This window comes from Mycolicibacterium brumae (assembly GCF_025215495.1).
Lineage (GTDB): Bacteria > Actinomycetota > Actinomycetes > Mycobacteriales > Mycobacteriaceae > Mycobacterium > Mycobacterium brumae.
In genome coordinates this window covers 2,973,110-2,986,441 of the sequence record NZ_CP104302.1, presented here as the reverse complement: position 1 = coordinate 2,986,441, position 13,332 = coordinate 2,973,110, and the positions used below count along the sequence as shown (strand labels likewise).

General features: G+C 67.2%; 13 protein-coding genes. 2 read left to right on the top strand and 11 right to left on the bottom strand.

Translation table 11 applies throughout. From position 1 onward, the window contains the following. Positions 1-82: 82 nt before the first annotated feature. Positions 83-562, bottom strand: coding sequence for a hypothetical protein (locus tag L2Z93_RS14545; protein WP_090590617.1), 480 nt, complete (start codon positions 560-562; stop codon positions 83-85). 150 nt (positions 563-712) lie between these two features. Between L2Z93_RS14545 and L2Z93_RS14540 the strand changes: the two genes are divergently transcribed. Together L2Z93_RS14540 and L2Z93_RS14535 are read left to right on the top strand one after the other, a co-directional pair. Next, positions 713-1,759: a P63C domain-containing protein gene (locus L2Z93_RS14540; protein WP_090590612.1), complete on the top strand. Its 1,047-nt coding sequence runs from the start codon at positions 713-715 to the stop codon at positions 1,757-1,759. After that, positions 1,756-2,580, top strand: coding sequence for a hypothetical protein (locus L2Z93_RS14535; RefSeq protein WP_090590608.1), 825 nt, complete (start codon positions 1,756-1,758; stop codon positions 2,578-2,580). Before L2Z93_RS14540 ends, L2Z93_RS14535 begins: the two co-directional genes overlap by 4 nt. Before the next feature lie 108 nt (positions 2,581-2,688). Here the strand turns inward: L2Z93_RS14535 and L2Z93_RS14530 are convergent, their stop codons facing one another. The 10 genes from L2Z93_RS14530 to surE all read right to left on the bottom strand — a co-directional run bounded on the left by L2Z93_RS14530 (position 2,689) and on the right by surE (position 13,320). Next, the gene (locus L2Z93_RS14530) at positions 2,689-2,853 is read right to left on the bottom strand and encodes a hypothetical protein (protein WP_162561977.1); all 165 of its coding nucleotides are present in this window, start codon (positions 2,851-2,853) and stop codon (positions 2,689-2,691) included. 246 nt (positions 2,854-3,099) lie between these two features. Beyond that, positions 3,100-3,486 (bottom strand): type II toxin-antitoxin system VapC family toxin, encoded by a 387-nt coding sequence (locus L2Z93_RS14525; RefSeq protein ID WP_090590604.1) that lies wholly within the window; start codon positions 3,484-3,486, stop codon positions 3,100-3,102. Further along, positions 3,471-3,710 carry a hypothetical protein gene (locus L2Z93_RS14520; protein ID WP_090590600.1) on the bottom strand — a complete coding sequence of 80 codons (240 nt, stop codon included), beginning with the start codon at positions 3,708-3,710 and terminating at the stop codon, positions 3,471-3,473. The genes L2Z93_RS14525 and L2Z93_RS14520 overlap by 16 nt, the downstream gene beginning before the upstream one ends. 89 nt (positions 3,711-3,799) lie before the next feature. Continuing rightward, complete coding sequence (locus L2Z93_RS14515; RefSeq protein WP_090590597.1) at positions 3,800-4,174, bottom strand: DUF7715 family protein; 375 nt, start codon at positions 4,172-4,174, stop codon at positions 3,800-3,802. Between the two features lie 119 nt (positions 4,175-4,293). Then, positions 4,294-5,412: a DUF3322 domain-containing protein gene (locus L2Z93_RS14510; protein WP_090590594.1), complete on the bottom strand. Its 1,119-nt coding sequence runs from the start codon at positions 5,410-5,412 to the stop codon at positions 4,294-4,296. Beyond that, positions 5,405-8,701, bottom strand: coding sequence for an ATP-binding protein (locus L2Z93_RS14505; protein WP_162561974.1), 3,297 nt, complete (start codon positions 8,699-8,701; stop codon positions 5,405-5,407). The genes L2Z93_RS14510 and L2Z93_RS14505 overlap by 8 nt, the downstream gene beginning before the upstream one ends. Continuing rightward, positions 8,694-9,338: a DUF4194 domain-containing protein gene (locus L2Z93_RS14500; RefSeq protein ID WP_090590586.1), complete on the bottom strand. Its 645-nt coding sequence runs from the start codon at positions 9,336-9,338 to the stop codon at positions 8,694-8,696. The genes L2Z93_RS14505 and L2Z93_RS14500 overlap by 8 nt, the downstream gene beginning before the upstream one ends. Next, positions 9,335-10,789 carry a DUF3375 domain-containing protein gene (locus L2Z93_RS14495; protein WP_090590918.1) on the bottom strand — a complete coding sequence of 485 codons (1,455 nt, stop codon included), beginning with the start codon at positions 10,787-10,789 and terminating at the stop codon, positions 9,335-9,337. The genes L2Z93_RS14500 and L2Z93_RS14495 overlap by 4 nt, the downstream gene beginning before the upstream one ends. A 198-nt stretch (positions 10,790-10,987) precedes the next feature. Continuing rightward, complete coding sequence (locus tag L2Z93_RS14490; protein WP_234786194.1) at positions 10,988-11,872, bottom strand: cutinase family protein; 885 nt, start codon at positions 11,870-11,872, stop codon at positions 10,988-10,990. Between the two features lie 665 nt (positions 11,873-12,537). After that, positions 12,538-13,320: a 5'/3'-nucleotidase SurE gene (surE, locus tag L2Z93_RS14485; protein WP_090590575.1), complete on the bottom strand. Its 783-nt coding sequence runs from the start codon at positions 13,318-13,320 to the stop codon at positions 12,538-12,540. Positions 13,321-13,332: the final 12 nt, after the last annotated feature.

The following is a 13,332-nucleotide window of genomic DNA, read 5'->3' as shown; positions in this document are numbered from 1 at the left end:
TCGCGAAAGCTCACCGTGCCCGCTAATGTGGGAATACGGGGTGGCGTCCACCGAAGGGCAGAGAACCATTACCGGAGCGAACCTAATCCTCGTCGTATAACGCAGCGTGTGCACTGCGTAGGAACGCGGTTCGGGGACCGTCCAGGCACTCCCACATGTCCTGACCTTCGGGCAGATTGCCGAACATCACGTCGCGCATGGTCACGGTCAGGGTCTCCGCTGCCATTTCCAACTCGTCACCTGCGACCACCTCAAGCGCCCGCTTGCGGAACCACATCCGGTGCAGGAGGGTGTTGCGGACACTCCTTCTGGCCGCACTGTCGGCACGGTCGCTGCCGGTCACACTGGCAGGGTCGGCGAACGACTCGGCTTCCTGCACGGCGTCAAGGAATTCATGTATCGCCTCCCGCAGCTCCGCCTGTTTCTGCATCCTCCGGTTGGCACGGGAATGGGCCGATTGGGCACGGTTGGCGAGCCGCTGCACCGCGAGGGTTGCTCCCGCGCCGATGGCACCGGGCACCACCACGGTGGACGCTGCCAGCACGACCTCACCCCAACTCACACCACCAGTGTGGCAGCTGACGTTGAGTTGTTGAAAAGCACTCAATCTACGGCGTCGTGTGGGGACGAGGGCCTGAGTGCAGGCAGTTGCGACACGCGTTCAAATGCAAGCATGCGCCATTGTGATGCTTGCACTGTTAATGTAATCGCCATGGAAAGCAAGCATGATCCTGCAAGCATAGGTCAGGCTGGCGGCAGCGGTAAGCGAGCCGGAGGTGTCGCCAGGGCGAAGAGCCTCACGCCTGAACAGCGGTCGGCGATCGCCCGGGACGCTGCGAAGCAGCGTTGGAGCGCAACTGCTCAACCCGTGGTTGCAGGGTCGGCCGATCGGCAACTGTCGGTTGGCGGTGTCGACATCGAGTGTTATGTGCTTGAAGACGGAACGCGGCTGATCACCCAGGCTTCGTTCATGCGGGCTATTGGCCGTACTCGCTATCCGTCAGGCGGCCGCGCAGCTGATGATGCGCTGCCACTGTTCCTCCGGAGCCAGAGCCTTCGGCCCTACATCAGTGACGAGATCATCGGCGCAAGCCAGCCAGTCCTATTTCAACGGCCCGGAGGGGGCAGGGCATACGGATACCGCGCTGAGCTGCTGCCGGACGTGTGCGAGCTCTACTTGAAGGCAAGGGAAGCCAACACGCTGCCGCCAACGCAGGAGCATATCGCTCGCCAGGCCGAGATAGTCGTCCGCGGCCTTGCCCAGGTGGGCATCATCGCGCTGGTCGATGAAGTGACGGGCTACCAGGAAGTTCGTGCGCGGGACGCCCTCGCAAAGATCTTGGAAGCCTACGTAGACAAGGAATTACAGGCCTGGGTGAGAACCTTTCCGCCCGACTACTACGAGCAGATCTTCCGGCTGAAGGGCCTCGACTATCCGCATGAATCGGTGAAGCGGCCGCAGTATTTCGGCCATCTGACCAACGACATCGTCTATAGGCGCATCGCCCCCGGAGTGCTCGAAGAACTCAAAAGAGTTCAGCGCAAAGGATCTACCGGCAAGCCAAAAGACAAGCTTTTCCAACGACTTACGGGAAACCGCGGCTATCCCCAGCTTCGCGAGCACCTGGGTTCGGTGGTCACGATGATGAAGATGAGCCCGGACTGGAAGACCTTCATGGAGCGACTTGACCAGATCCATCCCCGGTTCAACGAGACCATCCCGATCGACTTTGACGAGTCCGATGATCGAGGGCTATGACGACTTTGCAAAGCTCCTTCGACAAGCTGCGCCGCGCAAAGGTGCATCGCGATGCCCTGCGTGCAGATGTCGAGGCTTTCCGCGCCCGCGAGCCGCATGACTGGGTGATGCGGCAGTCGGACCACCTTTTCGACCCCACCCTTTCCATCGTGAGAGTAGTTATTCAGGTGAAGGAGGAAATGCCCGATTACTGGGGTCTCATTTTCGGCGACATACTGACGAATCTCCGTGCAGCGCTTGATCATGCGGTTTATAGCCACGCCGTGGCGCGCGTTGCGCTCACTCCACGGCAGGAGAGGCAGCTGCACTACCCGATCATCACGGATCCGACGAAGTGGCCAAGCGCACAAACTGCCCTGTCGTCCTTGATCGACCCGGCAGTGCTCACGGTGATCGACCAGTGCCAGCCCTTTCGTCACTCAGCTCAAGACGGCGGCCCGGACTGGCACCCCCTCACGATTCTGAACCGCCTTGTGAACCTCGATAAACATCGCGCCGTCCGCCTGGTCCTCTACACTAACGAGAGTTTCTCGGTGACCAGTAGTGAACTTCCGATCGAGTCAGTGGATACAGCTCCCGTCGAGATGACCAACGGCGCCGTCGCCGCGACGATCGTTCTCCGCCTACCGCCGAAGACGCCAAGACCCGCTGGCCGACTGGATGACGCCTGGACAGAGGCACCTTTAGACATCGTGAACGCCTATGTCGAGAACATCGAAGTCCCGGTCGTCAACGACACGCGCCCGCTGCTATTCGCCGCCGACGAACTCGTCAGAGCCGTCGACCTGGCACTCAATACGCTCAAGGCCGCAGGCTGCTGAAGGCAAGGGACCGGGGCGGCTGCCCGCTACGACTGTGTGAACCACCGAGGCGAACGTCGACTTCGAGCCGAACGCGAGCGCGCCGATCATGCGTACGTAGAACATCGTTCAACTGGTCGGGTTCATCACTGGCTGGTACAAGAAGGCACCGGCCCAGCTGTAGGTCTCGACGACGAAGGGCGCCATCCCCGCCGGGGTGGCGCCCTTCGACGTCTGCGCCATGTAGATCGACGATCGGCGTCCGCCGCCGGGCACGTGCGATCGCGTCGACACCCGGAGTGGAATTGGAGGAAAGCGGGGGAGAGAAGGTGCCTATGCCACGAGGGGCGGGTGTGTCGGGTCGGACTCTCGGGGCCCAATTTGGGAACAAATTTGGGAACCAAACTCCGCGAAACCGCCCAAATCGGGTGCAATGTTCCCACACGACATCACACGCCAGAGACCGTTGACCTGCACAAACGAGACATCGCACACCAGCCGAAACGCTCCTCCGTCGGCTCATAACCCAGAGGTCGCAGGTCAGGGCTCGACGAGTTCGAGGCCGGCAATCCTTTCGAAGTGTTTGCGGTTGCGGGTGACCAGCGGGAGCGCGTGACGCAGGCACACGCCGGCTTGCAGGCAATCGGCGAATCCTATTGGTGTGCCGCGTGATCGAAGATCGTCGGCCACCTCGCCTGCCAGTAGTGCCGCGGCGGGGTCCAGCGCAAGAGTGCGGGACTTCAGCAATTTGAGGATGTCGGCGCTACGGTCATGGAAGGCAGTGCCGACTTGCAGTTCAAAGGCTGTGACCGCAGTCAACCGCAGCCTCCGCCCGCCGATCAGGTCCCGGACCACCTGGACCCAGGCGCCCTTCCCGCGCAGGAAGTCGATCACGATGTCGGTGTCGGCGACTACGAGGCTCGCCACGTGCTGCGCAGTTCGGTGATGGTGTCCTCGGTGCGCGCGGCGTCCTCGTCGCTCAAGACGCCTTCGAGGCCGAGCAGCGCCTCCACCTCCGCGGGCGTGACGTTGGCCAAATAGTCATCGAGCGCTTCTTGGATCAGCGTGGAGAAGCCGCGCACGCCGCGGCGTCTGGCCAGCGCGCTGAGCGCTTCATGCTGGCGCGCGGTGATCTCCACGGTTGTTCGCATGCTTACATGCTAGCGTGCAGTTCGCAGGTCAACGGGTTGTTTGAGGTTAGGTGGGGAAGCGGCCAGGCCGCGTATCCGCACGTAGCTCGTCAGGCGGCGCGGGGGTAGAAGTCATCGAAGCTGCGCTCGATGACTGTGCCGGTGGGGAAGAAGGACGCAATCACCAGGTTCTCCTCGACGATGTCTTCTGCCCAGTTGGCCGGCCAGCCACCGTCGATGAGGCTCATCCGCATAGCCAGGACGAGTTCGTCGCGGGTCAGTGGGACGTCGGCGACTTGCGCAGTCGTGGTGGCGCGATGCGAGGCCGCGCCGGCGAACCCGCGGCTGCATCCGCAGCCGCGTTCGGGATCGCGCCGGTCTTTGTCGCACGGTTCCTGGATCCAGACCGGTTCCCCGGCAACGCAGAAGCAGTAGTCGCTGCCGCGGGTTCCTTGGGTGAGCGTTGTCGCTACGAGCATCTTCATTTTGCGCCTCCTGGCGGTTGGCGCTGAGATTACGGCCGGGCACCGACAAGTGGCATCGTCTGATCGGCCCGTGCAAATCGCTTGCGGCCGGGTGCAGGGCGCCTCCCACGGCAGTGCGCTCAATACCGCAGTCTCTCGGCTGCCGCGCTCATCGGGATCCGCTCCTGTTCGATTCGCAATCCGTTGCGGCGCAACAGGTCCAATGCTGCGGCCTCCGCTTCGGTGAGCAGAGCGGTGTCGACCGGTTCGGATGCTGGATCGGGGACCGCCAGGTGCTCCCAGGCGTGCACCGCGGCGGCGTCCATCAGCACGCTCTCGCAGCCGCGGACCGTGCGGAAGCGGGTGAGGATCGCGAACCCGGCGGCGTCCAGGTCGCCCCAATAGACCACCCGCGGCGCGCTGCGGACCCAGCAGAACTCGGCCACCGCCGTCGAATTGTCGCCCGAGCCGAACACTGCCACCGTTGCGGGCAGTTCCGGCAGGGCCTCCAGGGTCTGCAGGTTCTCCACCACCAACACGCGATCCGGGGCTAGGTCAAGGTGTGTGAGCTCGAGGTCCGGCGCGGCGAACAGTCGCGGGAATCCCCGCCGCAACGCCGGGTCCAGGATCGCCACTGCTCGCAGCACCTCCCGCTCCCGCAGCCCCAGATGCTCGGGCACTCCCAGCGCGACGGCGAGCGCAGTCACCGCGGCCCGGTGCGCGCCCAACCATTTGGTGTCCACACCGGGGATCGGAAGCTGCCGGATCAGCAATCCAGAGTCTGGGTTCTGCCGCAGCCAATCGAGCACGGCGAGCAGATGATCGAAGTCGTTGTCGGACAAAGTCTTCCAGTGCCGAAACGTGGCTTCGAGCACCGCCGGCCAGGCCGGTCCGTCGTCAAGCGCGCACAGTCGCTCCCGTCGCTGGCGCAGAGTTCTCCACTGGCGGGCCTGACCGGCGGCTTCGCAGATCGCGTCGGCGCCGGTGATGGTCACCGCGACCGGGACCAGCTGTCGGCCGAGGCTCGGCCAGCGCCGCTCCTCCCAGGTGGCCTCCAGCGGCGACTGCTCCCATGCGCGCACCCAGGTCTCCACGGCGTCGCGGTGCGCGGCTACGGCGGCCTCGCTGGGGCTGCCCAGTCGCACAGTCAACGGCGCCACCGCACCGCCGAACACCCACTCCTTGAGGTGCCGGGAGACCGTGCTCGACGCTCGCTTCGCCACGTCGGCCGGCAGCATCAGCTTCGGGGGCTCAGTCACCGGCGGCGTTCCCGTCGGTGGCTTCGGCGATGGTCGCGACACCGAGGCGGGAGGCCCGCGAATCGCGGATCGACACGGTCGCCACGCCGCCGACGTAGTCCTGCAGCGTGCGGATCATCTTCAACGGCGTGGCCAGGACGAGGTGGAAGCCGAACTGGTCGAACACGTCGGCGGCCCGGCGCGTGTACTCAGGGTCGGACCGGTCGAACGCCTCGTCCAAGACGACGGTGCCGTAGCTGGGAAGGTCGGCGTCGGGTCCGACGAGCTGGTAGCGCAGCGCCGCGGCCAGGCAGAAGAACACCAGCTTCTGGGCCTGGCCGCCGGACAGCGAGTCCGAGGAGTCGTGGTGGTTCACCGCGGTTCCGTCGGCGTCGAACTCCACGCCGACGAACGTGACGTGACGGCGGGTGTCCAGGCAGCGGTTCCGCCAGAGGACGTCACCGGAGTCGGAGGACCCCAGCCGGCCGAGCAGCGCGCGAATCCGCTCGAAGCGCTGTTCCTGGGCCGCGCGGTCATCGGCCAGCAGCGAATGCTCCTGCACCCGAGCAATGTCGGCCAAGAAGTCGGTCACGTCTTGGTGCTGACAGTCCCGCACGTCGATCTGCAGAATTCGGTCGCGGTCGAACTCGGAGCGCCGAAGCGAGGAGTTGACCTCGTCGATGCGACGGCGGATCTCGCCGGGAGCCCGGCGGATGCGCATCGCCAGGGTGCCGAGGTTCTGGTTCGACTGGCGTTCGTTGAGCTCGAAGAAGCGGTTCTCCACCTTCGGCAGGTCGTCAGCGCGCAGCCGGCGCAGGAACGCCAGCGCGTCGTCGGCGTACCCCGCCTCCGCCGCGAGGTCGGGGTGCTTCCACCTGCTCAGATACCGCAGCAGCAGGGACTCGATTGCGTGCTGGGTGTTGTTCAACGATCGGTCGGCCTCGAGGTGCGCGGCCCGGATCTGCTTCTCCACCGCGTTCTGCGCGGCCGGGAAGCCGTCGAGCCGCAGGGCCGCTCGTCGCCCGTCGTCGAAGCGGGCTCGATAGCGCGGTGTCAGATCGTCCGGGGGCGGCGGGGTCGCCGCCGTCGTCGCGGTGAGTTCGGCGATCCGGGCGTTGACCCGCCCGGCGTGGTCGGCGGCGCTGTGCAAGACCCGCAGGGCGGTCTCATGCGCGGCGGCCGCGTCCTCGGCGGCGGCCTGGGCGGCCTGTACCGCCGCCTCCAGCCGGTCGATCTCGGTGTCGCCGCGTAAAGCCGCCAGGCGCTCGGCGGCGTCGAGCCGCCTGGCCTGTGCGGCCCCCAGATCGATCTCCTCCCAACCGATCTCAAGGATGCGCGGGCCCGAGTTGATCCGCGCTCGGTGCTGTTCGAAGGCGCGCTGTGCCGCGTCGGCTCGCTGCCGCTCGGAGACAGCGGTGGCCTCGGCGGTGCGCAGCATCTCGCGCAGCGCCTGCAGCTTCTCGTCGTTGTTGGTGCCCAGCACGTACCGGGTCCGGTCGTCGATCGCGTACCGGTCGTCCTTGACGTGTCGGTCGCGGTCGCGGACCTGGCCGGCGCGGGTGACCGCCCGGTCGTGGCGGCCCAAGTCGCGGGGGTCGTCGATGCGGCGATAGTCGTACCGGGACGCCAGTTGGGAGTTCAGCCAGTGCTGCCACGGCGATTCGGCGACTCGCAGCGCGTTCACGATCGACTCGGGACCCACCGCGGGCACCCGGTGGGTGCGGCGCAGATCCACCTTCCGCCACACCAGCCTGGCGCCCAGATGGTTGGCGTCGACGGCCGCGGCCACCTCGGCGGCGTGATCATCGGCGACCAGCATGGTGCGGCCGAGGTCGCCGAGGACGCGTTCGGCGGCCCCCTCCCAAGCGGGCTCGACGACGTCGATGAGCTCACCTGCGAAGGGCAGCGAGCGTGCGGGCAGGCCGGTCTCCCGGGCGATGACCTCCCGCGCCGCCAGCAGCCTGCGATCCAGATTGGACCGTTCCCGCGCGGCGGCGGCGATCTGCTCGCGGAGTTCGGTGACGTGGCTGACGGCCTGTTCGGAGGCCAGCAGCTGGGCAGCGTAGGCGTCCCGGTCGGCGGTCCCGCCGGCAGTGAGTTCCTCAGCCTCCCTGGCGATCTGGGCGCTGACGGTGGCGAACTCCTCGGCACTGTCGGGGACCCCGGTCTCCCAGGGATCCAGCAGCGCCTGTAGCCGTTGGCGCTGAGTCAGCACTCGCTGAACATGCTCGTCCGCGTGATCGAGCGCATCGGAGAGCTCCCGCAGCGTCTGGTTTCCATCGCGGGCACGCTCGGCGTCGCGCAGCGCGCCCGACGCCGCGGCCTGGGCTGCCCGGGTCTGCTGCTCGCCGACAACGGCGTTGGCATGGGCTGAATCGGCGTCGGAGCGCCAGGTTTGGGCGAGGTCGAGTTCGAAGCGCGCCGCCAGCCCGTCCAGAGCCTCCAGCTCCGCGCCGAGCTCCCGGGTCGTGAGCTCGTCGCGGTCGCGGGCCGCGGTCAGCTCCTCCAACGGGGCGAGCGCGTCGATCTGCTCGCGGGTGTCGACGACTCTGCGGTGCGCCTCATCGAGGTCGGCGAAGAACTCGACGGCTCGGCGCGCCTCGGCGAAGGTGTCCGGCTCTTCGAGCATGTAGTCCCGGAACAGCCGGTCCAGACTGTCGAGCCCCTTGGCCGACATCGCCCGGTGCAGCAGCAACTGCGCGTTCTCGTCGGCGATGCCCAGGCGTGACCGCAGCCGCTGACCGAACTGCGGGTAACTCTTGTTGTAGAGCGTCTCCGGCCAGCGCTTCTTCAGGGCGCGGACGTTGATGCCGTCGGTCACCACGTGACGAAGTTCGGTGATGTCCAGATCGTGGTCGAACAGCAGGAACGCGCGCCCGGACTCGCCGAGGTCGTTGCTGCCGCGTTTGAGGTGGAACAGCGCCACCAGGGTGGTGACGGTGTCCAGGCCGTCGGCGTTCGCGGTGCTCATGGTCAGCCCGACCGCGCTCCAGGTGGCGCCTTCGCGCAGGTACCGGGCGCGCAGTTCGCGGGTCTCGGCGTCAGACCCGCGGGCGTACGCGCCGCGCACATAGGAGGCCACCGTCCGGCCGCGGCCCTGGGCCGCGGCGTTGAAGCTGAGCTTGGACGGCGGCACCAGCACCGTGGAGATGGCGTCGAGCAGCGTCGACTTGCCCGACCCCGACGGTCCGGTGATCAGGAAGCCGCGCCGGGCGATCGGGAGGTCGTGATAGCCGTCGTAAGTCCCCCAGTTGAACAGCTGAATCCGGGCGAGTCGGTGTTGTCCAGGACGCAGCAGATCCTCAGCCATCAGCGTCCTCGCCGTCTGCGATGTCCTCGGCTGCGGTGGAGCCAGCGGAATGATCGGGAGCGTCGTCGCCATCCAGGATGCGTTGGTACTCGGCCTCCACGAGGGCGACCGCTTCGGCGTCGAAGAGTTGGCGCAGCACCGGTGACACTTCGAAGCGGCCCGGGGTGTCGGCGGGGGAGAGCAGCGAGTACGTCTTCATCTTCTCCCAGGAGGCGTTGATGCGCTTGCGGAACCCGGCGTCGTCGGTGCTGTAGCGGCCGCGGTACGGATCCATCCCGGCGACGATGTCGTCGTACTCCACGATCACCCGCTGGCCGGCCGGCGCGATCAGCAGTTCGTAGCGCAGCGCCAGGATCACCAGAGTGTCCATGAAGGTCAAGGTCTGGGTGCGCAACACCTCCGGGGGCGCGAGCTTCGGATCGTCTGGGGCCGGCTGAGGGCGGGTGAAGGCGATGCCGTCATCTTCGTCCAACACCAGGTCGAGGAAAACGTCTGCGAGGCGTCGCTCGATCTCGACGCGATGATCCAGGATGGCCGACCATTGTTGCCGGTGAGCGCCCTGGGTGACCACCGGACCCCGAAGCAGTTGGACCAGAGCGCGTTTGGCTTCGAACGGGAAGACTTCTTCGGGGTTCATCGGTGGTCCTGGAAGTCGCCGTGCGCGAAGGTGATGGTGGGAATCGTGACGGAGCGCTGCTCCAGGGCCACTCGCTCGGTCGCGGTGGGGTCGGTGTGGCCGTGTTCGGCGCCCAGGACCATCAGGCCAACGATGCTGGCAAGGCCCTGCGTGGCCGGGTGATCGCCGAGCACCCGGCCGGCCGTGACGGGCCCGTCGGCGCGGGCCAGCGTGGACAGGACGTTCTCACGCAGCTCGTCGAAGTCGATGTCGGACTCGCGGGCCACGGCGGCCAGCTCCTCGAAGTCCACCGCGTCGTTCTCGTGGCACTGGAAATCGGTGGGCACCTGTCCGTCACCTGGATTGTGCAATTTGAGGGCGGCCAGCGACCGGATCTGCATTCCGATCCTGGTGAGCTGCAGATCCATCGCCTTCTCGGGGCGGTGCAGCGCACTGACCTGAACAGCCATCGACTGACAGCGCTGGATCAACTGCCGCAGCCGCCGGTGCTCCTCGTACTGCCGGGACAGCACAAAATGGCGCAGGGACCGCGACAGAAGCAGCATGGTCTGGCGCACCGTGGCGGCCTCGTCCTCCAGCCGCGACAGCAGGGTGCGCAGCGCGATGCGCTCCTGCGCGGTGAGGGCTGCGGCGAAGTCTCGGGACAGGATCGCGGTGATCGCCTCCTGCACTCTGGCCGACTGCTCGGCGTCGAGGATGACGTCGTAGAAGCCGTTGACCGAGCGGCCCGCCTCGGATTCGGCCAGCAGGTCAACCCCGCGGAACACATTGCCGAGGGTGGCGCCGCCCTCGGCGGAGTCGTCGAGGATCTTCGCCCGCAGGTCCCGACTGAGGGCTTCGATGGCGGTGCGCACGCGGGCGAAGTCGACGGGCACCTCGTCGGCCAGAGTGAGGGCCTCGACGACGCGCTCGCGGGCGCTCTCGGGATCGAGCACGGTGAACTCTCCGCTGTGCACCTCCTCGATGCGACGCTCGACGGCGGCGCGCTCGGCTTCGAGCAGTTCCAGCCGGGTCTCCGCGTCGGGGTCGGAGTCACGCTGCAGCGAAATGAGATTCGCGGTGATGGAGCCCAGCCGTGACGCCGACGCGGCGCGCTGGGGTGCTTCGATGCCGTGCACCATTGCCGCGGCGTTGAGCGCGGCGGCCGACGGCGCGAGCGTCTCGCTGCCTCGGGTGTCGCCCGGACGCCGAATCAGGTAGCCCGCGCTCACCCAGCTCGCGACGTAGGCCGTCGCCGAGGACTCGAGCTCGGCGCCTGTCTCGCGCAGCAGGTCCAGGTCGACGTCGAGTTCGGCGATGACCTCGGCAGCAGGGCGCACCCGCCGCTCCGGCGGGAAGTAGTCCTGCACCACCGCGACGATCAGGCCCGCGTTGCGCGCACGCAGCAGCGCCCATTCCGGGGCCTCCTGCTGGAGGCGTCGGTAGCGCAGAGCCGCCGAGGTGATCGCCATGCTCAGCACGTTAGCGGTTTGGTCCGACGAGTCCGGTCCAGGTGTGCGTTCGCACCGCAGGATGGGCATCCCAATAGTTTGTCCCGTGCGACCCAGCTTGATCGTGGCGGCGAAGAATGTCGGCGCACCCGAACGGCATCACGTGCTGCCCCTCAGGCCGCGGCTGGGTCCACCAGGGCCGCCACGGTGTTGCGAGATCTAGTACCCCAGGTAAGACGAGCCCGGAGTGGTCGTAACCGGGGTCTGAGTAACCGGACCCGGCGGCACCGGTCCCGGCAACGCCGGCCCCGGGCGCGTCGAGGGGGTGCGCGCGGGCGACTGCGGAACGGGTGATGGGCCGTAGGCCGTCTGCGAACTATCCGAGGACTCCGCCGGGAACTGTGAGCCATCGGTGGTCACCGAGGGCAGCTGCAAACCACCGGTTTGAGGCTGAGAACCAGGCTGAGGTGTCCCGTGGGTCAGCAGCACATTCGCGATGTAGGTGGCCGCCTGGTCGGTGTAGACGGGGATGTAGCCGTCGGTGTGCCCGCTCCACGAGTTGCCCTCGCCGTCGTGACAGATCGGGTCGGAGGGATTGCACAGGTCGATCGACTTCGCGGCGAGCGGAGAATCCTGGGTCGGCGTCGGTCCGCCGGTGCGGTTGGAGACGTTGCCGAAGGTCGCGACCGCCACAACGCTGTCCATGTACTTGGCCGGGAGTGGATCGCCCCAGTTGACGCCGTCGAAGCCGGCCACGATGTTGACCACACTCGCGCCCTGGGAGTAGCCACCCAGCACGATCTTGGTGTTGGGGCAGGAGTCCACGGTGGATTCGATGCGTTTGATCGCGTCCTTGGCGCCTGCGCCGCTGTGCCGCTGCGTGATGGTGGCCTTGTAGTCCACCGGATAGGCGCGGATGTTCAAGCCGCCGGTCTTCTTCCGCAGCGAGGCCATCATGGCGTCTCCGACCCGGCCCATGCCCGCCGGTTCGTCGGTTCCGCGAGCGAACACGACCTCGGCGGCCGGGCAGTCATCGGCTGCGGCCGACGGCGCAACAGGTGTGACCAGCGGAATCGCGCCGAGGACAAGGGCCGCCGCCCCCAGGTAGGACCAATGACGCGCGGCCCCACACGGGGCAGCAGGGGCTACGGCGCGCCGGAAAAGCATCACAGCAGTCTATCGAAGTGCGGCGGCCGCCCATTACAGGTCAGCCTTGGGCGACGATCCGGGTCGGGAGAATCCGCGCGACAACCCGGCCCTGCGTCGGTGCGCCGGCGGCGTCGGGACGGCCGTAGTGCGCGCACACCCGCTTCCCTTCTGCCGGTCGGTGGTCATCGACACCGCCGCGGACCCGTCGTCGTCGATCAGGAACCAGACCGCGGTGACCTGTGGGGTCCCGTCGGGGCCGATCGTCGACAGCGACGCGATCAGTGGAGTGGCGGCGAGGGTGCGGTGCGAGTCGGCAGCACATCTAATTCGCTTGCGCCGCTGGCTAATCTAATTCCGTGACTTACACCCGCCGATCATCGAGTACCTCGCGCTAAGTGCGCTGGAGGTCTAATTCGGCTGGGCCGGAACCCCGTTGCTACCGGGAGTGATCCGAACCTGATTCGTGATTGCGGTTCGATTCCGCAGACCTCCGCTCGAGAGGGTGCCGCGGAATGGTCTGCAACCGGCGTCGAACACCGGGGTGCCGTGACAGGCAGGGGTTCGAGTCCTCCACCCTCCGCAGAACCGCCGGCGACGAGCGCTATCCGTCGTCGGTGGCCTCAGCGACGTGCTCGTTGCGAGTCCAGCCAATCTCGCACCAGGGCGCCGTCGTGCGACTCGACGGATCGCAGCTCGGTGAGCGTCGGATGCCCGTCGATCAACACTGCGGCGTCGCTGCCCGGTTCGGGTGGGTCGTCCATCTCGAACTCCGCCAAGCGCACACCGCCGTCGAGGACTTCGTCGACGTGGATGTGCACCGACCCGCCGCGGGCCAGCGGCGCGTGCCGGATGGGGCCGAGCTGGTCGGTAGGGCGGTCGGGGACGTTGAGGGAGAGCACCGCGGGTTCGGGCGTGTCAAGGAGCAGTTCCAGCACCGTTGGCACCAGCGCGGCCGCTGATTCCCAGTGCCGCTCGCCGGTGGGATGCAACGCCACGTCCAAGGACACCGCCAGGGCGCGCGCGTCGTGCAGCTTCGCGGTCAGCGCCGCGCCGACCGTTCCCGAATGCAGCACGGTCCGACCGACATTTGCGCCGTGGTTGATTCCGGAGAGCACCAGATCCGGCGGGGGATCGAACCAACCGTTCATTGCGGCGGTGACGATATGCGCGGGCTGGGCGTGCACGGCCCATGCTTCGACGTGCTCCAGCCCGGGCAGCTCCCGGCGCTCGACGGCGGTGTGGCCGTCTCGCAGGACCGCGGTCAGCGATGCGCTGGCGCCGCTGGACTGCTCCGCGGGCGCCGCCACAATCACCTGCAATCCGGCGTCGCGTGCCGCGGCCGCCAGCGCGTGCAGGCCGGGGGAGTCGATCCCGTCGTCGTTGGTGACCAACGCGATTGGCACCTGGGCTCCTTC

What these genes read in the sequence shown, in the direction of transcription:
- L2Z93_RS14540 (WP_090590612.1), top strand. Translation starts at nt 713, where the DNA reads ATGGAAAGCAAGCATGATCCTGCAAGCATAGGTCAGGCTGGCGGCAGC.
- L2Z93_RS14535 (WP_090590608.1), top strand. Translation starts at nt 1,756, where the DNA reads ATGACGACTTTGCAAAGCTCCTTCGACAAGCTGCGCCGCGCAAAGGTG.
- L2Z93_RS14520 (WP_090590600.1), bottom strand. Translation starts at nt 3,710, where the DNA reads ATGCGAACAACCGTGGAGATCACCGCGCGCCAGCATGAAGCGCTCAGC.
- L2Z93_RS14515 (WP_090590597.1), bottom strand. Translation starts at nt 4,174, where the DNA reads ATGAAGATGCTCGTAGCGACAACGCTCACCCAAGGAACCCGCGGCAGC.
- L2Z93_RS14505 (WP_162561974.1), bottom strand. Translation starts at nt 8,701, where the DNA reads ATGGCTGAGGATCTGCTGCGTCCTGGACAACACCGACTCGCCCGGATT.
- L2Z93_RS14500 (WP_090590586.1), bottom strand. Translation starts at nt 9,338, where the DNA reads ATGAACCCCGAAGAAGTCTTCCCGTTCGAAGCCAAACGCGCTCTGGTC.
- L2Z93_RS14495 (WP_090590918.1), bottom strand. Translation starts at nt 10,789, where the DNA reads ATGGCGATCACCTCGGCGGCTCTGCGCTACCGACGCCTCCAGCAGGAG.